The following is a 25,920-nucleotide window of genomic DNA, read 5'->3' as shown; positions in this document are numbered from 1 at the left end:
CCGACGCCGATTGCTTGAGGGGCTTCCATGAAAATCATCTCGCAGACCACCGCCTTTGGCGGCATGCAGGGCGTCTTCGCCCACGAATCCACGGCCTGCAACGGAGAAATGACCTTCGCCGTCTATGTGCCGCCGCAGGCGACGCGGGAACCGCGCCCGGTGCTCTGGTATCTCTCCGGCCTCACCTGCACCCACGCGAACGTCATGGAAAAGGGCGAATACCGCCGCATGGCCGCCGAGCTCGGCCTGATCGTCGTCTGCCCGGACACCAGCCCGCGCGGAGCGGACGTGGCGGACGAGCTGACGAACTGGCAGATGGGCAAGGGCGCCGGCTTCTACCTGGACGCGACGGAGGCGCCGTGGGCCGAACACTATCGGATGTACAGCTACATCACCGAGGAACTGCCGGCGCTTGTCCGCGAGCATTTCCGCGTCGACATGGACCGGCAGGGCATCTTCGGCCATTCGATGGGCGGCCACGGCGCCATGACGATCGCACTCAGGAACCCCGAGCGCCTCCGGAGCTGCTCGGCCTTTGCGCCGATCGTCGCCCCCTCTTCCGCCGACTGGTCCGTCGGCGCCTTCGAGAAGTATCTCGGCGCCGACAAGGCCGCCTGGCGAAAATACGACGCCTGCGCGCTCGTCGAGGATGGCGCCCGCTTTCCGGAATTCCTGATCGACCAGGGCAAGGCGGATGGCTTCCTCGACAACGGTCTGAGGCCGGGGCTGTTCGAAGCGGCGGTGAAGGACACCGGCATTGGCCTGACGCTTCGCATGCACGAGCGCTACGACCATTCCTACTATTTCATCTCGACCTTCATGGACGATCACCTGAGGTGGCACGCCGACAGGCTCGGCTGAGCCGGCCGCTGTCGCGGCCGCTGCCATGCGTCTGCAGAAGGGAATTGACAAACCTCGATAATAAATACTAAAAGGTATTTCAAGACTGAATAGTATTTAAATTACCATTGGTCTGTGCCGCTGCCCTGGGGAGGAGAAACGGTGCTGCAGCAATCGCTCATTCAAATCTTTCCGCCGAGAGGGTGACTTCGATGGGAGACACCCCGCAGGAAGCCATCGTTATCGGGATGACGTCGGTATCGATTGCCGCCTTCGCGCTTGCGGGCCTTCGGCGCGCTCTGAGCCTCGACGCGGCCTGGACCGGCCTGATCGTCTCGGCTGCCTTTCTGGCGTCCTATTTCCTCGTCTATCAGAAGATTCCGCCGATTCCGGCCGTCGGGGCAGTGAACAAGATCTTCTACATATCCTTGGCCGGTGCCGTCGCCGGCTTCGCTGCCGATCTCGCCAATCGTCCGCGCCTCGCTGGCTGGCTGTCTTTGGTGCAGCCGCTCGCGGCAGCCTTGTACATCGCACAGAGTCGGCTAACAGTCGCCCCGCTCGAAATCGCCGTGGCCGTGGCCGCCGGCATGCTGTCGATGACGCTGCTGCAACGGGACTTCGGCGGTTCGGCCGCGGAGGACGGCATGAAACGCATGCTACTTCTCGCCATCGCCACCCTCGGCTTTGCTCCTATTGCGCTCCTTGGCGCATCGTCGTCGAGCCTGCAGGTCTGTCTGATATTCGCGGTCGCGCTCCTGGCGATTGTCGTTTGGAGTTTTGGGAGCGATGACAATCCCTTCGGTACGCCTGCCTTGCTAGGGGGAGCGGGCGGGATGTTGTCGGTCGTCTATGCGGTGACGCTGATAACCCGCAAGGCCGATCTCCTCGCGCTCGCGACGCTCGGGCTCGTCTTCCTCGTTCCGGAGCTCGCCAGGCGGATAAAATGGATCGGCCGTCTTCGGAGGCGCTTTGCACGTCTTTTCGCCTTCGGGTTGCTCTGCGCGATACCCGCCGCCGCCGCGGCCGCGATTGCAATCCTTTCATACGGTTCGAGCTTTCCAATTTGACAAGGGAGGAATGTCAATGATCAAGCTTGCATGCACCTATATCGCGTCGGTTCTCGTTGCGACCGCGCTATCGATCGGTCCGGCCCGGGCGCGAACTTACGATATCGACATTGTTCACTCCAATATCGTGTTTTTCATCGACCATCTGGGTTTTTCGCGCGTGGTCGGGGTCGCGCGGGATTTCGGAGGGAACTTCGAATTTGATCCCGCCAAGCCGGAAGCGAGTTCACTCGATGTGACGGTCAAGGTCGAGAGCATCTCCACCAACAACAAACAACGCGACAGCGATATCCAGGGCGCCGATTGGTTCAATGCGGCCGAGTTTCCGGACATCACCTTCGTTGGAAAGGCGTACGAGCGGACCGGGGAGAAGACCGGCAAGGTTGCTGGCGATCTCACGATCGCCGGAATCACCCAGCCAGCCACCCTCGACGTCACCTTCAACAAAGAGGGCGAAAACCCCTGGGACAAAAGCCAGGTCGTCGGCTTCAGTGCCGAAACCACCGTCAAGCGAAGTGACTTCGGCTTGAAGACCGCACTCGGTATGATCGGTGATGATGTGAAACTCTATATCGAGATCGAAGGCAGGGGCCGCTGAAGTCGCAACACAGCGAGGTCAGCTGATGCGAGTAGCCGTTGCCACCCTGGTAAAACGGGGTGGCAAAGTCCTTCGGGGATAGCAGCCCTTCGCCGCATGACTGGGCCGAGGCCGATGCGCGCTTTTGCGAGCGCCGGGAGACGGCCTTGTGTAAAGCAGGGGCGGGTGACCGATGAGGCTTGTATGGGCGCGATACGCGCTTGATGATCGCGGGACCATCTTCAGTAACATTGAACGAGAGAATCCGAGAGCTGCGGTCCACGCGGACGAAGATATCGTCCGCGCTGTACGCCGTCTCCTTGACTTTCCTGAGAGTGGTCGTCCTGGCCGGATTGCCGGGACTCGAGAGCTTGTTATCCCGCGTACGCCTTTCATCGCAGCAATACCATGATGGCCGACGAAGTTCGCGTTCTGCGTGTTTTGCAGGGCGCCCAGATCTGGCCCGTCGAGTTCAACGACGAATAGACGCCCGCTACTTTCTCGGGGGTCTCAGGTTCGATTCCGCTCAACTGCAAGGGCAATATGCTTTGGACTGCTAAACTCGCCGCATCAGCCGCTCGGAGAGCGCTCGAGATCAAAGTTGCTCTGCGTGGCAAGCGCGGCAGCACCCGAGCCCAGGAGCTCGATACCCATTCCGTCAGCAGCTCAGGCTTGGAGAAGGAGACAGACCCTTCCATCGCCGTCCGCAGCGGCGTGAGCAGCGCATCGCCGAACTGACGGCCTCCCCGCCGACGATGGCGAGCGCCGTCTCGTCACCCGCCTCGACGGCATCGACGAAGGTCGCGCGTGAAATCGGCGTTCCCCGCCGGCGCTGGTACTCGTCCAGCATGGCGGGCTCGGCGGCATGGACCATGAGGCAGCCGCGCCGGCCGCATTCGCAAAGCGCTCCGCCAGTGGTCGAGGTGATATGGCCGAGCTTCCCGGCGCTGCTGTTGCTGCCGTGGTAGATATCCCCGTTCAACACGAGCGAGCAGCCGATGCCGGTTCCGATGGCGAGCGCCGCGAAATTACGGTGGTTGCGGCCGGCGCCGAACAGTTTCTGCGCGATCGCGAAGGCATTCACGTCGTCGTCGATCCACACTGGCGCATGCACACGCTCGGCCAGCATCTCGGCGAAGTGGAGGTCGCGCCAGCCGAACCGCGGGCTCTGGAGACATATGCCCTTTTGCGGATCGACCTCGCCGGGTATCGAAACACCAATCCCCATAATGTCCTTCTCGGCCCGGCCGGCGTCCGCCAGCAGACGAGGGATCGCCAGTTCGACCGCATGTATCATCCCCTCTGGCGTCGTGTCCGCCACGCGAGCAGACCAATCTGCTCGTTGACGCACCTGCTACCGGAAAAGTCGGTGGCGACGAGAAAGGGGATCACGATCAAATTTGGTCATACCGCTAGATCCCCACATTTTCTCGACGGCCGCGAAATTTACAGTGCCCTGAAAACTACTCTTTAGAGGCGAGCAAAGTCTGCGCAATGCCCCGGTCATGGGCTCGGCCCTGCATTGAAGCGCCTGTTCGGATCTCCAAGAGATCCGAATCGGTCGCCATCCTCGACTGCAGCCATTCACAGATTTTGCGAGTTGGCGACGGAAGGACCCTGTTCCTGGGAGTGATCAGTCGGTGAATGCGGCCGGTGTCGACCTGCACCACCGAGGCCCGAGTTAATACGCCCTGCCTCAGAGCATTGGCGATCACGCTGATCCAACCCAAGCCTACGCCCTTGCCCTGACTGGCCGCCTGCAAGATGACTGCATAGTCCGAAAACTGGTTCGATGTCCCGCCTGAGGAGATCTCGGGATAGCTGGCTCCGAGAAATGGCTTCCACTGGTCTTTCTGGTGATCAGTCAGGTGCAGGAAAGTCGGCTGCGCCAGTCTTGAGGCGTCCTCCAGACAGCCATGACGTTCGAGATATTGAGGACCGCAGACCGGTACGATGATCTCCGGAGCGACGTCCCAAGATCTCGTAGCGTGGATCATTGTCCTCGACGATGCGGGTGGCGATATCCACATCGCCGGTGACCTCTTTCATCACACCCGCGACAAGCTCAAACCGCAGATCGATATCAGGGTAGCATGCCGACTTTAGCATCCACGATTCTTTCCTTGAGATCAAGAGCGTTGTCGGCTTCGGAGACTAGCGTAGCGTGGAGTGGAGGCGCGGACCCGCGTCTTCGCTAAGACCTGCGGGCTCATGCGAGGCAGACTTCCGTCTTCGGCCACCAGGAGCCCGAGATTTTTCCGAGCAGTGACCAACCTCTCAGCCTGTGAGCGGTGTACTGGTCACAAGCAGTCTGCGCCGGAGCTGGCTGAAAGCGTACACCTAGATATTCTTATCCGGCAGTTCGTCTGGGCGGCGCTTGCGCCGCCCAGTTTGCTTGGGATCACGCCTTGACGGGGGTTAGCCCAATCGTTCCGTTCCTCCACGCATCGCCTGCAGGTGCCGTGCCACGCTCGTAGGCCGGGCGAACGCCATGTACAGAGCTCCGCTTCCTGCCACGATGCCCACTGTCAGCAGTGTGGCGTAATTGGTGAACCAAGGTGCATCCGGCGCACGGGGCCACACCAGGTTCACGATCGCGCCCGTTCCGTAGGTCAGGGCCACGAGGTTGATCGGGCCGCCCCAAGGTCCGAGCTTGAATTGGCCGGCTGGCCGCCATCCACGTGCTCTTGCGTCCTCTAAGCCCGATGTCGAACTGTCGGAAGCCGGTGGGCTGCTCCATCTTGCTCATCGTCATCCCATTTTGCGCGTGCGGTTTCTAACAGGCACGAAGGTACCGATGGCCCACTGGTCAGGTGCCAAGCCGGTTTGCAGGAAGACGTCAAAACGTCTCGATTTGCCGTTGACCTCCGGTACTTCCAACGTTAGGCATGACGACGAACGGTCCTTTGCGGCAAGCGCCTTGGTGAGGCGGTCGACGAGATCTTTGGCTGTCCCCGCGAGGGCATCGAAGGACTTGTTCGAGGCTGCCACACGACTCTCGTTGTCGATCAGAACGCTTGGCTCATTGAGGCGGCCAACGAGTGCGGTCGCGCTCGCCGCCGCCGACGGCTGATGTTGCAAAAGACTCTCCGCGGTTATGTCCCGGCAATTGCCCCAAAGTCGAAGGAGCAGGCCCAGCTCGGCCGGAACAATGACGATGAACGTCCTCAACGCCGTTGCACAGTTCGAGCGGGATCTGCTGATCGAGCGAACGCAATCCGGCCTCAAGCGGGCGAAGTCGGAAGGCAAGACCCTTGGTCGTCCATCGAGCCTCGACGAAAGGCAAAAACGGGATGTGCGCGAGAACCTGGCCGACGGAATGAGCGTTTCGGCAGTCGCCAGAAAGTTCACCACCAGCCGGCAGACCATTATGCGCGTCCGAGATAAAGGCTAGCGGTCCGTTCGATCCGCCAATCCGCGGCCTTCGTGTCGTCGTCGCCCTGGCGAAACTGAATCGTCAGTCAGCCGAGTCCAGCATCCGGTAGCCGACGCCGGGATCATTCATGATGTAGCGCGGGCATGCCGGGTCATCGCCGAGCTTCTGGCGAAGCTGTCGGATGAACACCCTTAGATATTGCGTGTCATGCTCATGCGCCTTGCCCCAGACCTCGTGCAGAAGTGTCCGGTGGGTGACGATGCGGCCGGCGTGGCGCGCGAGCGTCCATAGGACCTCGAATTCCTTGCGCGTCAGCCTCAGCGGCTTTCCGTCCTTGCGAACCTCGTGCGCGGCGATGTCGATATGCAGATCGCCGATCTCCACGACAGCCTTGCTCAAGGCATTGTCCGTCGCCGACCTGTCGCGCAGCAGGCTGCGGATGCGGGCGAGCAGCTCCTTGATGCCGAAGGGTTTGACGACGTAGTCCTGGGCGCCCGCGTCGAGCGCCTCGACCTTCTCAGCCTCCTCCTGTCGGACGGAAAGCACCAGGATCGGAGTCTGCGACCACTCGCGCACCCGCGCGATAACATCCTTGCCGTCCATGTCCGGAAGCCCGAGATCGAGCACGATGAGGTCCGGTTCCTCCGTCGCTGCCATTTGCACGGCTTCCAGGCCCGTGGCGGCCTCGGCGACCGCGTAGGCGTGTGCCTCAAGGGCGACGCGCAGGAAGCGCCGGATCTGACTTTCGTCGTCCACGACGAGGATGCGGGCAAGCGCGCTCATGCATCGGCCCTGGTGTCGGCGAGCGGCAGCCGGATCTCGATTCGCGTGCCGGTACCGTCCGCCCTGGCCGACTCGGCGCGGATGCTGCCGCCATGCGCGTCAATGATGCCCTTGCAGATGGCAAGGCCGAGGCCCGTCCCGGCCCGCTGTCCATCCGCCGCTCGCACGCGATAGAACATGTCGAAGACGCGCTCGCGGTCTGCGGGCGGAATGCCCGGTCCTTCGTCGCTCACGACAATTGCCAAGGCGTTTTTGCCGGTCGAACCGGTGACGGTGATGGTGGAGCCGGAGGGGGCGTATTTGGCGGCATTGTCGAGCACGTTGGCAAATACCTGCTGCATCAGGATCGGGTCGACATCCACTGCCGGCAGATCGTCAGCGACGTCAAGGACCAATACATGGCTTCTGAGGGCCGATCCGAGCTGGTGTGCTGCCGCCCCAACCAGTTCGCGCGCCTCGCTCGGCTGCCGATTGAGTTTCAATGCCCCATACCCCAACCGCGTCATGTCGAGGAGGTTCTGGACGTATCGGTTGAGCCGATCGCCCTCTTCCTTGATCGTCTCGGCAAGCTGTCGCCGGCCGTTGCTGCCCAGCGCATCGTCCGCCTCGATCAGCGAGCTTGCCGAGCCGATGATCGAGACGAGCGGCGTGCGCAGGTCGTGGCTCACCGAGGAGAGCAGCGCCGAACGCAGCCGCTCGGTTTCCGCGAGGATACGGGAGTCCTGAAGGTCCGAGACCAGCCGCGTGCGCTCGACGGCGATCGCCACCTGATCGGTCAGGGCATCGAGAATGCGCAAGTCGTTCGGTGTCAACGACCGCCGCTCCTCGAAGGTGATGCCGAGAACCCCATGGGTTCCTTGCGCCGTCTTGAGCGGCAGAAATAGCCAGTCCGAGGAGGGAAGCGTGGCGGTTGTCCAACCGGCAGGTTCCCCATGCTCGAAGGCCCAATGGGCTGCGCCGTAGTTGCGCACGTCGAGTTCATCGAGCGGCGGAAAGGCGCCGCCGATCTCCAGCCGCCCGGCCGCACCCGGTGTGAGCGCAATTGCCTGGCATCTGAGGATCGCTCCGACATTGCTGACGGCAGTCCAGATGACATCATCGAAGGAGGCTGCGCTCGCGAGTTTGCGGCTGAACTCGTAAAGGTTTGCTGTACGCTTCGCGATCGCCCTTTGGGCGTTCACCTGATTGCGCAGCCGTGCAGCCAAATTCCCCGCCAGGACAGAGGTCGCATAGAAGAGCACCAGCGTCAGGATATCGTCCTGCCGGTGCATGACGAAGGTGTGGGAAGGCTCGGTGAAGAAGAAGTTATAGGTGAAGAAGCTGACGGTCGCCGCATAGAGCGACGGCCAAAGCCCCAGGCGGGTCGCGGTGATGAGAACGCCGGTCAGGAACACGAGCGACAGGCTGGCGACCGGCAGGACGCGCTCGATCGCGAAGGCGGTTGCGGTGGCAAGAGCGACAATGCCCGTTGCGGCAAGATAGGCCTTCGGGTCGCGCTCGACCCGGACGCGGCCGGCACGGATGGCCGTTCGACGGGCCTCCTCCTGATCGGGGGCAATCAGGGTGATTTCGAAGTCCTCTCCCTGGCGGATCAGCGTTTCGGCCACCGTCTCTCGTGTGAAGGACGCAAGGAGCCCACGCGGGCGGGGACGACCGACAAGGATTCGATTGACGTTGCGGGATCTTGCGAACTCCAGAATCTCCTCGGCGATATTGGCCTCGGCATTGATGCTGGCGACCTCCGCGCCGAGCGTCTCGGCAAGCCGCAGGCCTTCGGCGATCCGGTCCTTGGCTTCGTCTTCGAGGGTTTCGCTGGATGAGGAAATGATATTGACAGCAAGCCATGGTGCGCGGGCACGGTCGGCCATGCGTTTTGCGGCGCGCACAAGCGACTTCGCCACGGGGGACTCGTTGATGCACACCATGATGCGATCCTGCGTCGGCCAAGGACCACTGATCGCGTGCGTCTTCATGTGCGCGATCATCTGGGCGTCCACCCGGTCGGCCGCCACGCGCATGGCCAGTTCCCGTAGTGCCGTCAGATTGCCCTTGGAGAAGAAATTCTCGATGGCGCGGGCGATCTGACCATGCAGATAAACCTTGCCCTGGCGCAGGCGCTCGATCAGCTCTTCCGGGGGAAGGTCGATCAGCTCGATCTCGTCGGCAAGTTCCAGGACCTTGTCGGGCAAGGTCTCGCGCACGCGCACGCCGGAGACGCGCGCGACAATGTCGTTGAGGCTTTCCAGATGCTGGATGTTGAGCGTGGTATAGACGTCGAGGCCGGCGGCGAGCACGTCCTCCACATCCTGCCAGCGCTTTTCGTGCCGACTATCAGGCACGTTGGTGTGGGCAAGCTCGTCGATCAACGCCAGTTGCGGCCGGCGCTCAATCAGGGCGTCCAGGTCCATCTCGTGGAGGATGCGGCCGCGATAGAGATGCGGGCGGCGCGGCAGGACGGTCATATTTCTGAGTAGTCGTTCCGTCTCCTGGCGTCCGTGCGTCTCGACGATGCCCACCAGCACGTCGACGCCTTCGGCCGCGCGTTTCCGCGCGGCCTGGAGCATCGCATAGGTCTTGCCGACCCCGGGTGCTGCGCCAAGGAAGATTTTCAGTCTTCCGCGGCCCTCCTTCTCCGCCTCTGCGAGAAGGGCTTCCGGCTCAGGGCGGTTTTCACCGTTCGGCGCTGGCGCCATCCATCGATCCTGTCGCGTCCGTTTCAATCGGCGCCCGCTCATCGAGCGCCAGGTTCAGCTTCAATACATTGACGGCCGGCGCACCGAATATCCCGAAAAGCGGCGTTTCGATATGCCCGTCGACCATGCGGCGCAGGTCCTGGGCGGAAAGACCTCTCGCCTTGGCAATGCGCGCTATCTGTAGATAGGCGCTTTCGGGGGAAATGTGCGGGTCGAGACCGCTCGCCGAAGATGTTACGAGATCGATCGGCACCCGCCGGCTCCCGGTCTCCGCCGCGATCATCCGGGCTCGCTCACCAACGGCATCGACCAGGTCGCGGTTCGTCGGCGCAAGGTTTGTGCCGCCTGAAGATGCCGCATCGTAGTCGACGGCGGACGGGCGACCATGAAAATATTCCGGCTGCTCGAACGTCTGCCCGATGTACTCGGAGCCGATCACCACGCCATCACGGGTGATCAAGCTCGCATTGGCCTGGTGGGGAAACAGGGCCTGCCCGACCGCCGTCATTGCCAAAGGATAGGCGACGCCGGTCAGCAGGATCATCATCGCCAGCAGGGCGATTGCCGGTCTTATCTGCGAAATCATCGTCTTCATCCTTCTTACACAAGACCGAGCGCGGAGACCGCGACGTCGATGGCCTTGATGCCGACGAACGGCACGACCAGGCCGCCCAGCCCGTAGATCAACAGGTTGCGCTGCAGCAGCTCGCCCGCCGTCGCCGGAGAATAGCGTACGCCGCGCAAGGCGAGCGGAATCAGGGCGAAGATGACCAGCGCGTTGAAGATCACGGCAGACAGGATGGCACTTGCCGGGCTCGCCAGATCCATGACGTTGAGTGCCTGCAGGCCGGGATAGGCGGTGATGAACAGGGCCGGCAGGATGGCGAAATACTTCGCCACGTCGTTGGCGATCGAGAAGGTGGTCAGCGCACCGCGGCTGATCAGCAGTTGCTTGCCGACCAGCACCACTTCGATGAGCTTGGTGGGATCGCTATCGAGATCGATCAGGTTGCCGGCTTCCTTGGCCGCCGGCGTACCGGTATTCATCGCCACACCGATGTCGGCCTGGGCCAGTGCCGGTGCATCGTTGGAGCCGTCGCCGCACATGGCCACCAGCTTGCCTTCGGCCTGCTCCTGGCGGATCAGTTCCAGCTTCTTTTCCGGCGTTGCCTCAGCTAGGAAATCATCGACACCTGCCTCTGCCGCGATCGCGGCGGCGGTCAGCGGGTTGTCGCCGGTGATCATCACCGTGCGGATACCCAAGCGCCGGAGCTCGGCGAAGCGCTCGCGAATGCCGGGCTTGATAATGTCCTTCAGGTGGATCACCCCGAGGATGCGTCGGTCGCGCGAGACGACTAGCGGCGTCCCACCCGACTTGCCGATACTCTCGACGATGCGCGTGAGATCGAGGCTCGCTTTTGCCCCGGCATAGCGGAGCATGGCATCGCTCGCGCCCTTGCGGACTTCGCCTCCATCCGTCAGGTCGGCGCCAGAAAGACGGGTCTGCGCGCTGAAGGGCACGAATTCTCCAACCCGTTCCCGAAGTGCATCGACCTCCCTGCCCAGCATCTTGTGGGCCAGATCGACGATGGACTTGCCTTCCGGTGTCTCGTCGGGAAACGAGGCGAGCAAGGCGGTTTCGATCAGCTCGCGCTCGCTCACACCTGGCAGGGGCATGAAGGCGTCGGCCATGCGGTTGCCGAAGGTGATGGTGCCGGTCTTGTCGAGCAACAGCGTATCGACATCGCCGGCCGCCTCGACCGCGCGGCCCGACTTGGCGATGACATTGGCCTTCACCAGCCGGTCCATGCCGGCAATGCCGATGGCCGACAGGAGGCCGCCGATCGTCGTCGGGATGAGCGTGACCAGCAGCGCCACCAGGAAGGCGACAGGAATCGAGGTGCCGGAGAAAAGCGCGAAGGGTTCCAGCGTCACGACGACCAGAACGAAGATGATGGTCATGCCGATGAGCAGGATGTTGAGTGCGATCTCGTTCGGCGTCTTCTGGCGCTCTGCGCCTTCGACCATGGCGATCATGCGGTCGAGGAAGCTCTTGCCGGGCTCGGCGGTGACGCGGATCACCAGCCAGTCCGAGACCAGACACGTGCTGCCGGTGACCGCCGAACGGTCGCCGCCCGACTCGCGGATCACCGGCGCCGATTCGCCCGTGATGGCCGACTCGTCCACCGATGCGACGCCTTCGATCACTTCACCGTCGGCAGGGATCAGGTCGCCGGCCTCCACCAGAACGACGTCGTCCTTATGAAGCTTCTGGCTTGACACGAGCTCGAAATTCTCATGGGCGGCCGGGTCTCCGGTGAGGCGCCGGCATTCGGTCTCCGCTTGTGTCGCCCGCAGGCTGTCGGAGCGCGCCTTACCCCGGCCCTCGGCGATCGCCTCCGCGAAATTGGCGAACAGCACCGTCACCCATAGCCAGAAGGCGATCTGGCCGACTGTGCCGGTCATCGCTGCTCCGGTGACGAGATCGCGAAGGAAAATGAATGTCGTGAGCAGCGCGACCACGCCGGTGACGAACATGACCGGGTTGCGGGAAAGCACGCGCGGATCGAGCTTGGCGACGGCGCTACGCGCCGCCTGGGCGGCGAGCGCCCGGTCGAACAAAGAAAAGTCCTTGCGCTTATGCTTGGTCATCGAAACACCTCAGAACGTCTGGTCGGCAAGCATCGCCACCTGTTCGGCGATCGGGCCGAGGGCGAGTGCCGGAAAGAAAGTGAGGCCGCCGAGGATCAGGACGACCACCATGAGCAGGACGACAAAGAGCGGACCGTGGGTCGGAAACGTGCTGGCCGAGGCCGGTGCTGGCGTCTTCGTCGCAAGCGCCCCGGCAATCGCCAGCATCGGCACGATGAAGGCGTAGCGGCCGAGAAGCATGGCGATTCCCTGTAGCGTCGTGTGGAACGGCAGGTTGGCGCCGAAGCCGGCGAAGGCCGAACCGTTGTTGCCGGTGGCCGAGGAATAGGCGTAGAGGATCTCCGAGAGCCCATGGGGGCCGGGATCCTGAACCGCAGCCAGGGCCGACGGAACAATGGCGGCAACCGCGCCGAAGACCAGGATGCCGACCGGCATCGACAGGAAGGTGAGGACCGCGAGCTTGACTTCCTTTGCCTCGATTTTCTTGCCGAGATATTCAGGTGTGCGCCCGACCATCAGACCGGCGAGGAACACGGTGAGCACCACGAAGAGGAGCATGCCGTAGAAACCGGCGCCGACACCGCCGAAGATGACCTCGCCCACCTGCATGTTGAGCAGAAGCGCAAGCCCGGCGAGCGGCGTGAAGCTGTCATGCATGGAGTTGACCGAGCCGTTGGAGGCGGCCGTCGTGGCCTCGGCCCAGAGCGCGGAAAGGCCGGTTCCGAAGCGGACTTCCTTGCCCTCCATGTTTCCCGCCGCCTGGTCGATCGGCAGTGCATCATAGAGCGTGTTGCCGCGAATCTCCGCGCCGTAGATGACGGCAAGCCCGACAACGAACAGGATGCCCATGGCGGCGAAAATTGCGATCCCCTGCCGCTGATCCTTCACCATGTGTCCGAACAGGAAGCAGAAAGCTGCCGGGATCAGCAGGATGTAGAGCAGCTGCAGCAGGTTCGAGAGCTGCGTCGGGTTCTCGAGCGGATGGGCGGAATTGACGTTGAAGAAGCCGCCGCCATTCGTGCCGAGCTGCTTGATGGCGATCTGCGAGGCGGCGGGTCCTTGTGCGATAAGCTGCCTTGCGCCCTCCAGCGTGGTTGTCGGCACATAGGCACTGAGCGTCTGCGGCACCCCCTGCCAGATGAGCACAAGCGCTCCGATGATCGACAGCGGCAGCAGGACGTAGAGAATTGAGCGGGTCATATCGACCCAGAAATTGCCGATCGACCTGACATTGCGGGCCGCAAAGCCGCGGATCACCGCGACGGCCACGGCAATGCCTGTGGCGGCCGAGACGAAGTGCTGCACCGTGAGTCCGACCATTTGGCTGAAGTAGGAGAGCGTCGTTTCGCCCCCATAGGCCTGCCAATTTGTGTTGGTGACGAAGCTGACTGCCGTGTTGAAGGCAAGTCCCGGGGGCATCGGCGCCAGGCCTTCCGGGTTCCACGAAAGGAGATGTTGGAGGCGCAAGACGGTGTAGAGGAACAGCCAGCCGGCGAAGTTGAAGACCAGAAGCGAGAGCGCATAGCGCGTCCAGTGCTGGTCCTGCATTGCGGATTTGCCGGCAACCGCATAGATGCCGCGCTCCACCGGCACGAGCACCGGGGAAAGCAGGGTGCGCTCGCCCTGAAATACCCGCGTCATGTAGCCGCCGAGCGGCCAGGCGAGCGCGACCAGGATGGCTGCATAAAGCAGGAACTGAAGAATATCGGTAGCCACTCCGCACCTCCGTCAGAATCGTTCCGGACGCAGCAATGCGACCGTGAGGTAGGCAAGAAGCGCCAGAGCGACAGCGCCGCCAATGAAATACTCGATCATCGCCGGCACCTCACAGGCGCTCACAGGCGCGCACGGCGACTGCGAAGGCCAGAAAGCCGCCAACGGCAAGCGCGACGTAGATAAGGTCGAACATGAGCCGAATCCCTTTCATGGATATCGGCCCGAGAAATGGCGCTACCGGGCGTAAGGGCGCCATGTTGAAGGCGAGGCGAGGTCGTAAAGAATGCGTAAAGAACGACGCGAGGATGGCAGACGTAAAGCGCGCCTTCGCCAGAAAGTTCGCGACCAGCAGCACACCATCAGCTTTCCTAAGTTCCAGGAAGACAGTTCACGGTCCGTTCGATCTTAGACCAGATGAGCGATTTACGGCGGCAAAGCCGCTAGGTTTTCCTTGTCAAACGGATTGGTTTGGAAAGGAAGAAGCTTATGGAAAGAATGGTTTATGTCGGCCTTGATGTTCACGCTGAGACGATTGCTGTTGCGACCGCGGATGATGGCCGGAATGGCGACGTGCGGTTTTACGGCATTATCGAAAACAACGCCGATTCCGTTTTACGCCTGACAAAGCGGCTGTCGGCTGCGGGTGCACGACCGGTGTTTTGCTACGAAGCAGGTCCGTGTGGCTACGGGTTGTATCGCCTACTGACAAAACTCGGATTTGATTGTGCCGTTGTTGCTCCGGCCATGATCCCGCGCCGCGCTGGAGATCGGGTTAAGACAGATCGGCGCGATGCGGAAATGCTGGCGCGACTGTGGCGAGCAGGAGAACTGACGCCGATCTGGACACCTGATGAAGAACAGGAAGCCATGCGGGATTTGATCCGCACCCGCAAGCAGGCGCTGGAAGCGCTGAAGATTGCGAAGCAACAGCTGTTGAGCTTCCTGCTTCGCCATGGTCTTCGGTATGAACGCCCCACTTATTGGACGAAAATGCACTGGCGCTGGATCAACGAATTGCGCAAATTCCGCTATCCGCATCAGCAGATAGCTTTCGAGGAACTGAAGCGCGCTATTCGCCAGATCGAAGAACGCATCCGGACGCTTGATCTGGCTATTGAAGATGCGGTGAAGCCCTGGCGGTTTGCTCCGGTCGTTGATGCGTTGAGAGCGTTGCGTGGGGTCAATACCATGATTGCCGCAACCCTGGCTGCCGAAATCGGCGATATCAGTCGGTTCTCGAACCCGCGACAGTTGATGGCCTGGCTTGGGCTGGTGCCGAGCGAACATTCCAGCGGCAGCACTACACGGCGCGGGCGCATCACCAGAACCGGCAATGCTCTGGCCCGAACCATGATGGTCGAGGCGAGCTGGTCCTACCGACATCCCCCTCGCGAACGGCACCTTCATCTTAAACGCAGCCAGCACCTTCCGCACGAGATCAGAGACATTGGGTGGAAGGCGCAGACGAGGCTTTGCAAGCGTTATCGCGATCTTTCGAGAACTGGGAAACCCCAGCCACGTGTTCTAACCGCTATTGCACGGGAGCTTGCCGGCTTCATCTGGGATATCGCTCGTAAAACACCGCTGTCGGCCTGAATGCATCGCCTTTATCTGCCTGTGCAGCATGCTGGAGATGATGGCCAGAGATCAGGGAAACCTCGACACACGCTGGGATAAATATCCGTTCTTAGAGAGAGGCAAGCCCGCATCGAATATGGTCAGGCGGTGAAAATCCGCGGATGAGAGTATGATAACCATCGGTTCGGACCATCGTCTCCAGCACCGTGCACAGGCTACATCATTTGACCTGCCTCGTGTATGCGGGGTAGTTTAAACATGCCCGGAAACCCTTAATCGCTCATGAGCAGCTCTTGTTCTGACCCATCAACGCTCGCTCGAGCTGCGCGACCGCACCAAGAACCTGAAGCGAAAACATACCCTGGGGGGTCGAGGTGTCGATCGGATCGCGGATCGACCGGAAATGCGCGCCGCGCTCTTCAAGATCCTCGATCACCTGCAGCAGGTGGCTGACCGACCGGGCCAGCCGATCGAGGCGGACGACGACGAGGACGTCTCCCGCGGTAAGCTCGCCAAGCAATTTGGTCAAGACGGGGCGAGCGCGCGATGCCCCAGAACCGTGCTCCTGTTAGATCCGATCGCAGCCGGCGGCTCGCAGCTCGTCGATCTGGGCGTCGTGGACCTGGTCGTCCGTCGACACGCGGGCGTAGCCGATCAGCCGCTTGAGGGGTTGTTGGACGTTAACGGATTTGGAGTGCGCCCCTTGGGGTGGACAGATTGGGAAATGGAATTGACCATGTCTGCCGTGTTTTCGCAGAGAGAACCATGGCAAAACATCGCAGCCACAGCATCGAGTTTAAGCGCCAAGTCGTGCAGGAATATCTGTCCGGCGAGACACTGCACGGTCTGGCAAGACGGCATGACCTCCAACGCCAACTGATCCGCATCTGGGTCAGCAAATATGAGGAAGGAGCCTTCGACGAGGATGCTCAGGCCGCTGACCTCATTCAGGCGTACGAGGCCCGGATTGCAGCACTCGAGCGCCTGGTCGGCAAACAGGCTCTGGAACTGGAGTTTCTAAAGGGGGCACTGAAAAACGCACCGCGGCCGAGAAACGAGACTACATCCGTCATCACCGGCCCCATGGCATCTCCGTCTCGGAAGGATGTCGACTGATGGGGATCGCTCGTTCGACCTATTATGACCGCCGCGATGGGCAGGCCGACGACACCGCTGTCGTCGAAGCCATGTTTGCGATCTGCGACGAGTTCGAGTTCTACGGCTATCGCCGCGTCGGCGCAGCTCTTCGTCAAAAGGGCCTTGTCGTGAACCACAAGAAGATCCGCCGTCTAATGCGCGAACACGGGTTGCAGCCGAAGGTCAGGCGGCGCTTCGTTGCCACGACCGACAGCGATCACAATGGGCCGATCTTTCCGAATTTGGCGCGCGAATTCGCTCCGACCGGACCGGACCAGCTCTGGCAGGCAGATATAACCTACGTTGCCCTGCCGGATCGCTTCGTCTATGTCGCCGTCATCCTTGATGCCTGGTCACGGATGGTCGTCGGGTATGCCATCGGACGGTCAATCGATGCCCGTCTGACTTTGGCGGCACTGAAGACGGCCATCGAATGCAGACGACCACCGGCCGGCTGCATCCACCATTCCGATCGTGGATCGCAATACGCTGCGGAAACCTATCGCCAACACCTCGGCCATCACGGGCTAGCCGGTTCCATGGGGCGCCGAGGCAACCCCTACGACAATGCAAAGGCCGAAAGCTTCATGAAGACGCTCAAGGTCGAGGCCGTGTATCCGATGGCGTTCCAAACCTATGACGACGTCATCGAACATCTTCCCGACTTCATCGAGACCATCTACAACAAACGACGGCTGCACTCGGCGCTGGGTTATCTCAGTCCGCAGCAGTTCGAGGATCAACACATCCGGCAGACGGGCAAAACCGCAGCCTGATCACTGTCCACCCCAAGGGGCGCACTCCAGAAGGGGGTCGAAATTGGGCCCGCTTTGCCAGCCTGATCGGCACGTGCAAAATGAACGGCGTCGAGCCCTACGCCTACCTGTGCGACCTCTTCACCCGTCTCGCAAACGGCCACCTCGCCAAGGACATCGATGCCCTGATGCCATGGGCATACGCCGCCCGCATCAAAGCCTCACAATGAGCTCGTCAGATACTATCCGGTGAGCTCACATCCGGCACGCAGGTAGCTTTGCCCCGTAGCCGAAATTGTAAAATCAATGGGGCGTAGACGGCGCATACACACAAATTGAGGAAGACCCAGTTAATTATGAGTCGTTAGAGAGCACGCGCGCTTAGGCTTTTGCTGCAATATAAGACCAGCCAGTGGCGGAATAGTTTTGCCCTCGATGCCGAGCCGGTCGCCAAGGTAATGGTAGAAGGAAAGGCCCTGATTCTGGCAAGTCTTCATCTGGCCAAGCATCGGGTCACGGGCAACCCGACCATCTCTGCTCATGGTGCCGCCAGAGATTTTTCGCTTGATGACAAAACTGCGCAGGTCGTTCTCTGACGTGTTGGTGTTCAGCGGGATTTCCGGTCGCTCGAGCACCCGCAGCAGTTCGGCCTTGCGGCGCATTGCTGGTCCGACTGACGATGGTCATGGACCATTCTGGCCTAACAATCCGTGCTCAAGCCCGGAGAAGTTACGGTCTCCACCGGCTATGACGTCCTTGACGCGCTTTGCTCAAGGAGGCGACGGTGGCGGTGGAGTGGACGATCACGATCCCAGGGGAAGAACGAGTTCGGCGACGTCTGCCGTCGGTGCGCGTTGAGGAGCGCCTGTTCGACGGAGAGATCGGCTTGTCGATCGAAGCGGGCAAGAAGATCATGGCGGCGCTGCAGGGCGCGGGCGTGAACCACGAGGCGGAGACCTATTCCCTCTTTCGTCGGGTTTGCCCGGATTGCCACACGTTCCGGCCGGTCAACGACGACGCGGCGGCTCCGAACCGTCTTCGGCACGGTCAAGGTGCGCAATCCCAGTGGGTGCTGTGCCGTGATTGTCACCCGGGCATGGCCGGCGTATTCGCGCCGCTGAAAGAAATCTGCCCCGATCGGGCGACGCCCGAGTTCATGGAACTGACGGCACGCTGGGAAGCATGATGTCCTACCGGCAGGCAGCGACGATGCTGGCCGAATTCCTGCCCGTCGAGCCGACAGAAACGCATGCCACCGTGCGCAAGCCACCCCTCCTGCGCGCCGCCTGACCCCAGAAAAGTACCCGGTCCACTTGTATCTAAATATAATTTCTCACTTGGCATGCATATTGCTTCTTTCCATGGCGACTTCTGCCGGGGCTGTCCTCGGCGAGGATGGCAACTCTGCAGCCTCCGACCGATTCCCGGATAAAGGGCAACAGAGAAGACAAAGATGCACTGCAGACAATAAACCATCGCTAACCCTGAAGGAGGGTAATTCGACGTGTCCAGCTTTCAGTGACAACATCTCGCCGGCCAATCGAGTGCGGCAAATATATAAATTATGTGAGGTAAAGTTAGGATGCACGTACATTTCAATAGTATTTCGACATCTATAGTTTAATATACTTGACGCAGTTAGTTGGAAGTTGTAATTTAACAGTGCACTACATGTTAAATCATCTTATCTGAAAGGAGCATCATCATGTCTCAGAATTTTATCCAGTGGCGACAGAGCACCAGCCTTGGCTTGGGCGTTAATCTGAAAATCGCCATCGCATCAGCGCTTTTCACCCTGACCGCAACCGCCGCGATCGCCGGTAGCAGCACCTTCCAGAACACCTGTTCCAACATCAGTTTCCAGTACACCGACAACGGTGGAGCCGAAATTTCCGCAACTTGCCTTCGTGCCGATGGTTCGCCGAACGGAACCAGTATTGCCATGCCCGCCATCGCCAACGTAGACGGCGCTCTGAAGCTGGAGGGCGACAGCGCGACGTTCCAGGAATCCTGCGGCAGCATCGAACTTGTCCCATCCATCAGTGGCGTCACATTGAACGCAAGCTGCCGCGATACCGCCGGCGCCTTTCACGCCTCGTCGATCCCGATTAACGGCATTGATAACAGTGACGGCACCCTGACCAACTAAAACAAGCCGGAGACGTCGATTAAGCGACGAGAGGGGTGGCCCATAGCCACCCCTGGTCATCTCAACTGACGCCGTTCGTTTCGAGAGCGGCCGTGCAAAACCCGCCACGGTAGCGGCGGAATAGTCCTGCCATGCAGGAGCTGGAGCGGCAGAGGTGATTGGCGATCTGCTGCATCGGCTGCATCCCTGGCTTTTCATTCAGCAAGATCAGTCGCCGAGGTTCCTGAGGCAGCGCATACTTAAATTCATTCTCCCGTATGGTGCGTTGGAAGTGCTCGGCACGAACACCTCCTGGCGGCGCTGTTCCCGCTCGCGAATGTAATCCTTGATGATTGTGTAGCCACCGGTGAACCCGCACTCGTCGCGGAGCCGGTCGAACACCCGTTTGGCCGTATGGCGCTGCTGCGCGGTACCTTCAGATCTTCATCGAGCCAATGGTCGATCATCGACACAAATGCATCCAGCTTCGGCCGCCGCACAGGTGACCGGCGCTGATAGCCGGGCTGAACCGAATACGACAGCATCTTGGCGACACACTGTCACGCGATATGTTGAAATGCTTGGCTGCCTGACGCCGGCTCATCCCTTCCGAGACGGCAAGTCGAACCTTCAATATAATTCCACGGTATAGATCCCCAACCCTCCTGCTTTCATCGCAGAAGGAAAATAGGTGGCCGGCTTTTACGCCGCCCGCAGCGGGACAATCCCGCCGCTACCGTGGTCTAATTTTGCACCGCCGATCTCACCATTGTTGGGGTCGGAACAAGAATTGTTCAAAATCGTACGCGGCGTTTATCAACGTTACCCTTCGCCGAAGCAGCTTGGCCGGATGGTTGCTTAATCAACCAAAGACAGCGACTGCTGATTTGACGATGATCCCACCATCCGGACTTCTGCGCATTTGATGGCCAGCGGCCGCGCGGAAGACTTGCAGCAATTGCAGCGCCGGCGACACCCGCGACCACATAATTTTCGAGCGTTCCCTGCTTCGGCTTTTTCGCACAGCCTAGCCCGTAACAATGCGCTGAGCGGAAGCCGATCTCGTGGAAAACTGTAAATCATAGAAATGCTGGCCCAGTTCTTGCTGGGGGCTATGAGCATCAAGGATGACGCCAGAAAGGATCTTCCCCATGGTGAAGCTATATGAACAGAAGGATGTCAACGAACTCGATGACAGTTCGGCATCTACGTCCAAGGCTGGCTCCGCGAGCCTAGAAGAGTTTTTCAGCGTTGGGGACTTTGCCGCAGCCGCCCATCAGGCAGTCAAACGCCTCGCAGACATGCTGTCCGGCGACAGCTTGGAAGGTGTTCGGCTGCAAAGACCTGCCGATCTTATGGCTCGCGCCCGAAACTTGATGGTGCCGGCGGACAGGGGGCGCTTCGACCTGCACCGTTTCTCGGAGATCCTCGACCTTTACCTGGAAACCGCTATCAAGGTGAACTCCCGCGGATATATGGCGCGGCAGTTCAGCTCTGTGATGCCCGTCGCCGCCGTCTTCGACATGGTTTCCGCAATGGTGCCGCAGCCGGCCTCATACTACGAGGCGGGACAGCTCCCCAACATCGCAGACAGATTGCTGGAAGAGACATTAGGTCGTCTCGTCGGCTGGCCCCATGGCCGCTTCGAGATGGTGACAACGTCCGGCGCATCGCTAGCGAACATGACCGCCGTGCTGGTCGCCCGAAACCATTGTTTTCCCCAAAGCTGGAACGGCGGTCTCGCGGCCGCCGGCTCGAGGCGCCCTGCCATCGCCGTTGGCGAGGATGCCCATTTTTCCGTCACACGCGTGGCCGGGATCATCGGCATCGGTCAAGATCAGGTGGTTCGGTTGCCGCTGAACTACCGCCGACAGATCTGCCCGGCGGGTGCAGCGGCGGCATTGGACTCAGCGGCGTTCTGCGGGCTCGATGTGTTTTGCGTCATTGCGTCGGCCGGGACAACGTCGATTGGCGCTAACGATCCGCTTCCGGAACTCGCCGCCTTGGCAAAGCGGCACGGAGCCTGGCTGCATGTCGATGCCGCCCACAATGGCGCTTTCCTGGTTTCCGACCGGCTGCGACCGCGACTTTCGGGCCTGGAACTCGCGGATTCCTTCTGCATGGATGCCCATAAGACTCTGTTCGTCCCGGCCCTTTGCACCTTGCTTTTTTACAAACAGAAGGGAATGGCGGAGACCGCCTTTCCCCAGAAGGACAGTTATGTGTTCGACCCGTTCGAAGACGAGATGACCGCCGTGCAGAGCGGCGTGAAAAATTTTGAGTGCACCAAGCGACCCGCCATCCTCAATCTGTGGTTGGCCTGGTCGCTCTATGGCCGCCACGCCTTCGCGGACAAGCTTGAGCATTTAGTGACGATGACCGGAGCCGCGCACGATTATTTGGCTAGCCAGCCAGACTTCCTCGTGCCGCACCGACCGGAGTCCAATATCCTATGCTTCGTCCATCGCCCGGCCGGAGTGGACAGCAGACGCCTGTCCCGTCTGCAAATTCAATTGCGTGACCGCGTCCGGGCGGCCGGGCAGTACCTTCTGTCGAAGGTCGACTTGGACGGACGGACAATGCTTCGCATGGTCCTCATGAACCATCAGATAGGCCTGCACGACATAGAGGGCGTGGTTGCTGAGATCCGCCGCCACGCGCGCGACATCCTTGAAAACGATGCAACGGAGAGCGAGCAAATGCGGCTTTTCCGGCTCCAGCCTGGGGAGTGACCATGCTGAACTTTGCCCCCTCTTCGCACGACTTCGCCAACTCGGTGCTGCCGGAGACGATGATGCATCCGCGCACCGTGGATGATGTTTTGGTCCTGCCCTCTTTCCTGTCCGCCCTCCAGCACGCGCAGGCCCATCTCGGCTGCCGGGTCGATGAAATGTCCCTAGAAACCCAGGCCGCCATTATCGAGCGCAGGCTATCGCAGCTCATCTCCATCGCCCGCGTCAACCCGCTCTGGCGCCAGCGCATTGACGGGGCCGTTGGCACCGGTCCCGTAAACAGTCTAAAGCGGTTCCAGGGGCTGCCGCTAACCGATAAGGAAGTCTGCCAGCAGATGTTCTCGCAGACGCGGCCCGGCATGGTCGTTCCCATCGAGCGTTGCGGCTTTCAGATTGTGGCCAGTGGCGGCACCAGTTCCGGGAAGTCGTCGGAGACCGTCTACGCGCTCGACGAGTTGCAGGAGACCTACGGTTGGGCGGGGGATTTCATGGGCCGGCACGTGATGGCGCGTTACCTCACCGGCGACGGCGCCAAATGGGTGGCCACAACGCTCGCCGATTATCAGATGTGGAGCAGCGGCACCATGGTGGGCGGCGTGCTCCAGAGGATCCCCGGCGTCAACTATATCGGCGCGGGCCCGATGAGCTTGGAAGTTTTCCAGCTGATGATGTCCTACCCGGGACCAAAGGCGATCATGGGCATTTCCGGGAGTATCGCGCTGCTGGCGAAATTTGCCGACGGGCTGTCCCGCGAGGCGCGGGACAGCTTCCGCGTCGCCCTTTACGGCAGCGGCGTGCTAACCCCCAAAGTGAGGGCGGACCTGAGAGAAGCCTATCCCAACTTGACCGTTCTCAGCTATTTCGCCGCCGTCCAGGCGGAAACCATAGGACTGCAGCTCGACCCTGAAAGCCCCGTCGTGACCGCGGTTCCAGGGCTGCACCTGGTGGAAGTGGTCAGGCCCGACGGGCAATGGGTGGAGGAAGGCGAGGAAGGCGAGCTGGTCGTCACGCGTCTGTTCGGTAATGCGACCCCGGTGCTGCGCTACAAGGTGGGTGACCGGGTCGTCCGCCGTCCGGACCTTCGGTCGCCCGGCCTTAACGCAATGCAGTTCGAATACGCGGGCCGCAGCGGCGATTTCATCCATATCGGCGACACTCAATATTCGGCGCCCCAAGCCCTAGCGGCCATCATCGCCGAATTCCGGCAACGGCAGGTTCTGGAGATCGACAGGGTCGCCACGGACACCCAATTCCAGATCGACCGCACGAAACGGCAGTTGCATATGGTGATCGGGACGCCGGACGCGGCATCCCTGTCGGCGCAGGTCGCCGCCCGTCTGGGGCCGGAAGGCTCCTCGTCCGTAATGATCGCCGGATTCGTTCGGTCCCTGTCAGTCTTCAATGCGCTGGAAGCGAACGAGGCGAGCCTACTGAGTTCCGGCTACAACTTTGCGATTCGGCTCGTCGATCCAAATGGGGCGGACCTGGTCCGCACGGAAATCGGCAAGGTGCCCTTGGTTGTCGACCGTGTTTGACTTCTGCAATCAGGACCGCCAGCGGCGGTAGAAGGGAAGATGATGTCACCACTCAATATCCAAGTTTTTGTAGATGTCGTCGCCCTGCTGCTGGGCAATCCGGCCGACGACAATGCCTTCCTGTTCGACGATAGCTTTTGCGGCGGCGAGGATTCCGGCACCGCTAAGCTGGCCAGTCCCGTCTGGCCAAGGCAGCTGGTTCGCTGGAGCGTGACACCGCTCGATGTCCAGACCCCAGTTTGGTTGTCCGGACTCTCGTTCGACGGGCTCGCAATGCCGGCAGAGACCAACGCCCCCCCGTGGGCCCTGCACTGGCAGGGATACGCCCCTTGGTGGCTAGCTCCGGGCACGCGCCATTCCTACAGGTTGACGCTGGTCACAGGCGGCCTGACCGGGCGGGCCATCAGCATCGCGGGACCGTCCCTTGTGGTTAATGCCTCCGCTGGTACGACGGCGGATTCCGTTTCGATCCACGCCGCCGCCTGACCGGGTAGCCGCACAAATCGTTGCAACAGGAGGGTACGATGCAGATCTCCATTGTCGCCGTCATCGACATCGTGACGGCCCTGAAGGAGGGCACTCTCGACGGGAATGCCTATGTCATTGATAATACGGGCCCACTCGCCTCGCCGGCGGGCCTCCGCATCACCAACGTTCCCGGCGTCCACAATGCCGACGGATCGCAGGCGACGGAGGCCGTCCTTAACTGGATCCCGGTCGGCATCGGCGGACTACCAACGACGCTGCCCCGCAGCTATCGTCACCGCTTCATCTCGAAGCCGTGGAACGATCGGAAAGCCGACATCCGCCCGCGAGTCCGCCAGCACGACAAGGTCCGATATTATGACGCCGCCCTGCTGAGCGCGGCCTGCGAGGTGCTGAAGCCTGACAATCCCGACGCGGCGGCCAGCCTGCCCCCGGTCCTCACCCGCATCGCTGGGCCGGCAGTGGAGCAGGGTGTGCTGTATCCCGCTCTATACGGTTCGCCCGATCTACTGACGGACGGCTGGTACTGGAGCGCGACTGTCGATACCGCCAAGGTCGGCCGCCACGACTACACGATGGAGGTGGCGCTCTACCGCCCCATTCAAGGGAACGGCGAGACGGTGTGGGAGCCGCAGCTCTTTACTCTGACGTGCGGCATTCAGATTACCTCCGCTCCGGGCGTCAACGGATTCACCGGCAGCTTCGCGCCCGGGCTGCTGCCGGTCACCCCTTGCTCCACCGTTGTTGCGGGAGACGCCATATGACGATTCCAAAAACGATCAATGTCCGAATGGTGGTGGACGTCTGCGGAGCACTGGAGGCCGATACGCTCGCGGGTTATCTCTACATGATCGATGACAACCGTCTCGGCGGCTCGCGCAACGAGGCAACGGCCGAGCTCGCAACGGCGGTCACATCGGGAGACCGGATTATCTGGACGTTGCTGCCCATCGAATGCGAGACGCATGCTGCGGTGCGGGCAATCGAACTGCCGGCTGAAACCTGCAAGGTCGAGCGCAATACTTATCGCGACTCCGATGTCAGCTACTGGGTCGGTCTGGTGAAACAGCCAGTCGGCAACCTGCCCTATGGCTTGACATTGGAACTCGGCAGCCGGACGCACACGGTCGACAATGGTGCCAACCCACGCCTCATTGAAGCCACTCTCCAAATGCCGCCTGGCCCAACCCAAACCGGGAGTTCATGATGCAAGCCACGATGGTTTCCCAAAACCCCCCTAGTAGCCCTTCCTTGGCTTCGACGCAGCTGAACATCGTCGCCATAGTCGACGTCTCAAGCACCCTGCGGACCGGCAGCGTCACCGGCAAAGCCGCATTGATGGACAATGGCGGTGACAGCACCGGCAAGGGTACGAACGCCCTGCGCACGGTCTGCCGCCAAGGCCAAGTTCTGAACTGGTTAGTTTATTGCAGCGACATGGAAAAGAACCCCGATGGGGGCTGGCCTCCCCTCGCGCGGATTGTGAACATTGTTTTTTTGCAGCCCGACGGCACGCCGCAGCACCGCAAAATATGTAACGATCTCAAGGTCTATGGCGGCCCAGACAAGATCCGGAGTCGGTGGACGCCGTCCTACTATTATTGGGCGGGCTCGATTCTGTCCGATTTGGTGCCCGGTCTCTATCCATATCGCCTCGTCTTCGAATGCGACACGTGCGATCCGAACTGCAAACAGTATTTCAACTTGGACGGACCCGCCCTCGATGTGATCCGGCTGGATGGCGCTACTGAAACCTAGTTTCCGCATCCGTGATGGACGGCGGCTCGAGGTCGGTCATTCCCAGTATCGCAACTGTTTGCCCGCCTCCGCGCAGGACAAAATCCGGTACCATGAGATAATATTTA

The 25,920-nt window shown here is 61.1% G+C and carries 24 protein-coding genes and 7 pseudogenes; 17 read left to right on the top strand and 14 right to left on the bottom strand.

The features are described from left to right. Positions 1-27: 27 nt before the first annotated feature. The 4 genes and pseudogenes from fghA (at position 28) to EKH55_RS27615 (ending at position 2,970) form a co-directional block, all read left to right on the top strand. The gene (fghA, locus tag EKH55_RS27630) at positions 28-861 is read left to right on the top strand and encodes an S-formylglutathione hydrolase (RefSeq protein WP_069456643.1); all 834 of its coding nucleotides are present in this window, start codon (positions 28-30) and stop codon (positions 859-861) included. Positions 862-1,052: 191 nt separating this feature from the next. Further along, the gene (locus tag EKH55_RS27625; protein ID WP_069456642.1) at positions 1,053-1,907 is read left to right on the top strand and encodes a hypothetical protein; all 855 of its coding nucleotides are present in this window, start codon (positions 1,053-1,055) and stop codon (positions 1,905-1,907) included. 16 nt (positions 1,908-1,923) lie between these two features. After that, complete coding sequence (locus EKH55_RS27620; RefSeq protein WP_083265189.1) at positions 1,924-2,505, top strand: YceI family protein; 582 nt, start codon at positions 1,924-1,926, stop codon at positions 2,503-2,505. Between the two features lie 172 nt (positions 2,506-2,677). Then, positions 2,678-2,970, top strand: a pseudogene (locus EKH55_RS27615) (type II toxin-antitoxin system RelE/ParE family toxin). A gap of 172 nt (positions 2,971-3,142) precedes the next feature. Here EKH55_RS27615 and EKH55_RS27610 read toward each other — a convergent pair. The 3 genes from EKH55_RS27610 to EKH55_RS27600 form a co-directional block, all read right to left on the bottom strand. Then, positions 3,143-3,781, bottom strand: coding sequence for an ROK family protein (locus EKH55_RS27610; protein WP_069456640.1), 639 nt, complete (start codon positions 3,779-3,781; stop codon positions 3,143-3,145). A 166-nt stretch (positions 3,782-3,947) separates the two neighbouring features. Further along, entirely contained in the window at positions 3,948-4,481 is a 534-nt protein-coding gene (locus tag EKH55_RS27605) for a LysR substrate-binding domain-containing protein (protein ID WP_069456639.1), read from the bottom strand. Between the two features lie 754 nt (positions 4,482-5,235). Further along, on the bottom strand, positions 5,236-5,565 hold the full coding sequence (locus EKH55_RS27600) for a hypothetical protein (RefSeq protein ID WP_069456638.1): 330 nt from the start codon (positions 5,563-5,565) through the stop codon (positions 5,236-5,238). Positions 5,566-5,620: 55 nt separating this feature from the next. Between EKH55_RS27600 and EKH55_RS27595 the strand changes: the two are divergent. Beyond that, positions 5,621-5,878: pseudogene (locus tag EKH55_RS27595) on the top strand (helix-turn-helix domain-containing protein); the annotation flags it as partial. Positions 5,879-5,941: 63 nt separating this feature from the next. On the opposite strand, the gene EKH55_RS27590 reads toward EKH55_RS27595, so the two are convergent. Genes EKH55_RS27590 through EKH55_RS27560 form a run of 7 tightly spaced genes read right to left on the bottom strand, consistent with a single transcriptional unit; the run spans position 5,942 to position 14,059 of the window. Continuing rightward, entirely contained in the window at positions 5,942-6,643 is a 702-nt protein-coding gene (locus EKH55_RS27590; RefSeq protein WP_069456637.1) for a response regulator, read from the bottom strand. After that, complete coding sequence (locus tag EKH55_RS27585; RefSeq protein ID WP_069456636.1) at positions 6,640-9,336, bottom strand: sensor histidine kinase; 2,697 nt, start codon at positions 9,334-9,336, stop codon at positions 6,640-6,642. The genes EKH55_RS27590 and EKH55_RS27585 overlap by 4 nt, the downstream gene beginning before the upstream one ends. Further along, on the bottom strand, positions 9,314-9,922 hold the full coding sequence (gene kdpC / locus EKH55_RS27580) for a potassium-transporting ATPase subunit KdpC (RefSeq protein WP_069456635.1): 609 nt from the start codon (positions 9,920-9,922) through the stop codon (positions 9,314-9,316). Before kdpC ends, EKH55_RS27585 begins: the two co-directional genes overlap by 23 nt. Positions 9,923-9,936: 14 nt before the next feature. After that, positions 9,937-11,988, bottom strand: coding sequence for a potassium-transporting ATPase subunit KdpB (gene kdpB, locus EKH55_RS27575; protein WP_069456634.1), 2,052 nt, complete (start codon positions 11,986-11,988; stop codon positions 9,937-9,939). A 9-nt stretch (positions 11,989-11,997) separates the two neighbouring features. Next, the gene (gene kdpA / locus EKH55_RS27570; RefSeq protein WP_151613984.1) at positions 11,998-13,704 is read right to left on the bottom strand and encodes a potassium-transporting ATPase subunit KdpA; all 1,707 of its coding nucleotides are present in this window, start codon (positions 13,702-13,704) and stop codon (positions 11,998-12,000) included. Between the two features lie 12 nt (positions 13,705-13,716). Further along, positions 13,717-13,803, bottom strand: a complete 87-nt coding sequence (kdpF, locus tag EKH55_RS27565; RefSeq protein ID WP_069456633.1) for a K(+)-transporting ATPase subunit F — start codon at positions 13,801-13,803, stop codon at positions 13,717-13,719. Between the two features lie 10 nt (positions 13,804-13,813). Next, complete coding sequence (locus EKH55_RS27560) at positions 13,814-14,059, bottom strand: hypothetical protein (protein WP_069456632.1); 246 nt, start codon at positions 14,057-14,059, stop codon at positions 13,814-13,816. A 131-nt stretch (positions 14,060-14,190) separates the two neighbouring features. Here EKH55_RS27560 and EKH55_RS27555 point away from each other — a divergent pair, with 131 nt between their 5' ends. Beyond that, positions 14,191-15,300 (top strand): IS110 family RNA-guided transposase, encoded by a 1,110-nt coding sequence (locus tag EKH55_RS27555; protein ID WP_069456631.1) that lies wholly within the window; start codon positions 14,191-14,193, stop codon positions 15,298-15,300. Positions 15,301-15,580: 280 nt separating this feature from the next. Here the strand turns inward: EKH55_RS27555 and EKH55_RS27545 are convergent. Continuing rightward, positions 15,581-16,000: pseudogene (locus EKH55_RS27545) on the bottom strand (recombinase family protein); the annotation flags it as partial. Between the two features lie 47 nt (positions 16,001-16,047). On the opposite strand from EKH55_RS27545, the gene EKH55_RS27540 reads away from it, so the two are divergent. The 3 genes and pseudogenes from EKH55_RS27540 to EKH55_RS27530 all read left to right on the top strand — a co-directional run. Then, positions 16,048-16,398: a transposase gene (locus EKH55_RS27540; RefSeq protein ID WP_069456383.1), complete on the top strand. Its 351-nt coding sequence runs from the start codon at positions 16,048-16,050 to the stop codon at positions 16,396-16,398. Continuing rightward, positions 16,347-17,195, top strand: a complete 849-nt coding sequence (locus EKH55_RS27535; protein WP_151613983.1) for an IS3 family transposase — start codon at positions 16,347-16,349, stop codon at positions 17,193-17,195. Before EKH55_RS27540 ends, EKH55_RS27535 begins: the two co-directional genes overlap by 52 nt. A gap of 26 nt (positions 17,196-17,221) precedes the next feature. Continuing rightward, positions 17,222-17,404 (top strand): annotated as a pseudogene (locus EKH55_RS27530) (transposase domain-containing protein); the annotation flags it as partial. A 120-nt stretch (positions 17,405-17,524) separates the two neighbouring features. Here EKH55_RS27530 and EKH55_RS27525 read toward each other — a convergent pair. Further along, positions 17,525-17,833 (bottom strand): annotated as a pseudogene (locus tag EKH55_RS27525) (IS66 family transposase); the annotation flags it as partial. Between the two features lie 125 nt (positions 17,834-17,958). On the opposite strand from EKH55_RS27525, the gene EKH55_RS27520 reads away from it, so the two are divergent. Then, positions 17,959-18,360 carry a hypothetical protein gene (locus EKH55_RS27520; RefSeq protein ID WP_131820453.1) on the top strand — a complete coding sequence of 134 codons (402 nt, stop codon included), beginning with the start codon at positions 17,959-17,961 and terminating at the stop codon, positions 18,358-18,360. Between the two features lie 519 nt (positions 18,361-18,879). Further along, positions 18,880-19,323: a CVNH domain-containing protein gene (locus tag EKH55_RS27515; RefSeq protein WP_069456571.1), complete on the top strand. Its 444-nt coding sequence runs from the start codon at positions 18,880-18,882 to the stop codon at positions 19,321-19,323. 276 nt (positions 19,324-19,599) lie between these two features. Here EKH55_RS27515 and EKH55_RS27510 read toward each other — a convergent pair. Both EKH55_RS27510 and EKH55_RS30405 read right to left on the bottom strand, forming a co-directional pair. After that, positions 19,600-19,906: pseudogene (locus EKH55_RS27510) on the bottom strand (IS21 family transposase); the annotation flags it as partial. Between the two features lie 258 nt (positions 19,907-20,164). Next, a pseudogene (locus EKH55_RS30405) lies at positions 20,165-20,353 on the bottom strand (IS1595 family transposase); the annotation flags it as partial. 325 nt (positions 20,354-20,678) lie between these two features. Between EKH55_RS30405 and EKH55_RS27500 the strand changes: the two are divergent. Genes EKH55_RS27500 through EKH55_RS27475 form a run of 6 tightly spaced genes read left to right on the top strand, consistent with a single transcriptional unit; the run spans position 20,679 to position 25,813 of the window. Further along, positions 20,679-22,034, top strand: a complete 1,356-nt coding sequence (locus EKH55_RS27500) for a pyridoxal phosphate-dependent decarboxylase family protein (protein WP_246232045.1) — start codon at positions 20,679-20,681, stop codon at positions 22,032-22,034. A 2-nt stretch (positions 22,035-22,036) separates the two neighbouring features. Beyond that, positions 22,037-23,569, top strand: coding sequence for a phenylacetate--CoA ligase family protein (locus tag EKH55_RS27495; protein ID WP_069456569.1), 1,533 nt, complete (start codon positions 22,037-22,039; stop codon positions 23,567-23,569). A gap of 39 nt (positions 23,570-23,608) precedes the next feature. Beyond that, entirely contained in the window at positions 23,609-24,055 is a 447-nt protein-coding gene (locus EKH55_RS27490; protein WP_069456568.1) for a hypothetical protein, read from the top strand. A gap of 38 nt (positions 24,056-24,093) precedes the next feature. Next, positions 24,094-24,819: a hypothetical protein gene (locus EKH55_RS27485; protein ID WP_069456567.1), complete on the top strand. Its 726-nt coding sequence runs from the start codon at positions 24,094-24,096 to the stop codon at positions 24,817-24,819. Then, positions 24,816-25,262, top strand: coding sequence for a hypothetical protein (locus tag EKH55_RS27480; protein WP_069456566.1), 447 nt, complete (start codon positions 24,816-24,818; stop codon positions 25,260-25,262). Before EKH55_RS27485 ends, EKH55_RS27480 begins: the two co-directional genes overlap by 4 nt. After that, positions 25,259-25,813 (top strand): hypothetical protein, encoded by a 555-nt coding sequence (locus EKH55_RS27475; protein WP_131820451.1) that lies wholly within the window; start codon positions 25,259-25,261, stop codon positions 25,811-25,813. The genes EKH55_RS27480 and EKH55_RS27475 overlap by 4 nt, the downstream gene beginning before the upstream one ends. Positions 25,814-25,920: the final 107 nt, after the last annotated feature.

Source organism: Sinorhizobium alkalisoli, assembly GCF_008932245.1.
GTDB lineage: Bacteria > Pseudomonadota > Alphaproteobacteria > Rhizobiales > Rhizobiaceae > Sinorhizobium > Sinorhizobium alkalisoli.
This window is presented reverse-complemented; position numbering and strand designations above follow the sequence as displayed.

Excerpts from the sequence above, each read along its gene's own strand:
- EKH55_RS27625 (WP_069456642.1), top strand. The coding sequence starts at position 1,053 with ATGGGAGACACCCCGCAGGAAGCCATCGTTATCGGGATGACGTCGGTA.
- EKH55_RS27495 (WP_069456569.1), top strand. The coding sequence starts at position 22,037 with ATGCTGAACTTTGCCCCCTCTTCGCACGACTTCGCCAACTCGGTGCTG.
- EKH55_RS27480 (WP_069456566.1), top strand. The coding sequence starts at position 24,816 with ATGACGATTCCAAAAACGATCAATGTCCGAATGGTGGTGGACGTCTGC.
- EKH55_RS27605 (WP_069456639.1), bottom strand. The coding sequence starts at position 4,481 with ATGATCCACGCTACGAGATCTTGGGACGTCGCTCCGGAGATCATCGTA.
- kdpF (WP_069456633.1), bottom strand. The coding sequence starts at position 13,803 with ATGATCGAGTATTTCATTGGCGGCGCTGTCGCTCTGGCGCTTCTTGCC.
- EKH55_RS27555 (WP_069456631.1), top strand. The coding sequence starts at position 14,191 with ATGGAAAGAATGGTTTATGTCGGCCTTGATGTTCACGCTGAGACGATT.
- kdpB (WP_069456634.1), bottom strand. The coding sequence starts at position 11,988 with ATGACCAAGCATAAGCGCAAGGACTTTTCTTTGTTCGACCGGGCGCTC.
- kdpC (WP_069456635.1), bottom strand. The coding sequence starts at position 9,922 with ATGATTTCGCAGATAAGACCGGCAATCGCCCTGCTGGCGATGATGATC.
- EKH55_RS27610 (WP_069456640.1), bottom strand. The coding sequence starts at position 3,781 with ATGATACATGCGGTCGAACTGGCGATCCCTCGTCTGCTGGCGGACGCC.
- fghA (WP_069456643.1), top strand. The coding sequence starts at position 28 with ATGAAAATCATCTCGCAGACCACCGCCTTTGGCGGCATGCAGGGCGTC.
- EKH55_RS27500 (WP_246232045.1), top strand. The coding sequence starts at position 20,679 with ATGGTGCCGGCGGACAGGGGGCGCTTCGACCTGCACCGTTTCTCGGAG.
- EKH55_RS27540 (WP_069456383.1), top strand. The coding sequence starts at position 16,048 with ATGGCAAAACATCGCAGCCACAGCATCGAGTTTAAGCGCCAAGTCGTG.
- EKH55_RS27585 (WP_069456636.1), bottom strand. The coding sequence starts at position 9,336 with ATGGCGCCAGCGCCGAACGGTGAAAACCGCCCTGAGCCGGAAGCCCTT.
- EKH55_RS27475 (WP_131820451.1), top strand. The coding sequence starts at position 25,259 with ATGATGCAAGCCACGATGGTTTCCCAAAACCCCCCTAGTAGCCCTTCC.
- EKH55_RS27490 (WP_069456568.1), top strand. The coding sequence starts at position 23,609 with ATGATGTCACCACTCAATATCCAAGTTTTTGTAGATGTCGTCGCCCTG.
- EKH55_RS27590 (WP_069456637.1), bottom strand. The coding sequence starts at position 6,643 with ATGAGCGCGCTTGCCCGCATCCTCGTCGTGGACGACGAAAGTCAGATC.
- EKH55_RS27515 (WP_069456571.1), top strand. The coding sequence starts at position 18,880 with ATGTCTCAGAATTTTATCCAGTGGCGACAGAGCACCAGCCTTGGCTTG.
- EKH55_RS27485 (WP_069456567.1), top strand. The coding sequence starts at position 24,094 with ATGCAGATCTCCATTGTCGCCGTCATCGACATCGTGACGGCCCTGAAG.
- EKH55_RS27620 (WP_083265189.1), top strand. The coding sequence starts at position 1,924 with ATGATCAAGCTTGCATGCACCTATATCGCGTCGGTTCTCGTTGCGACC.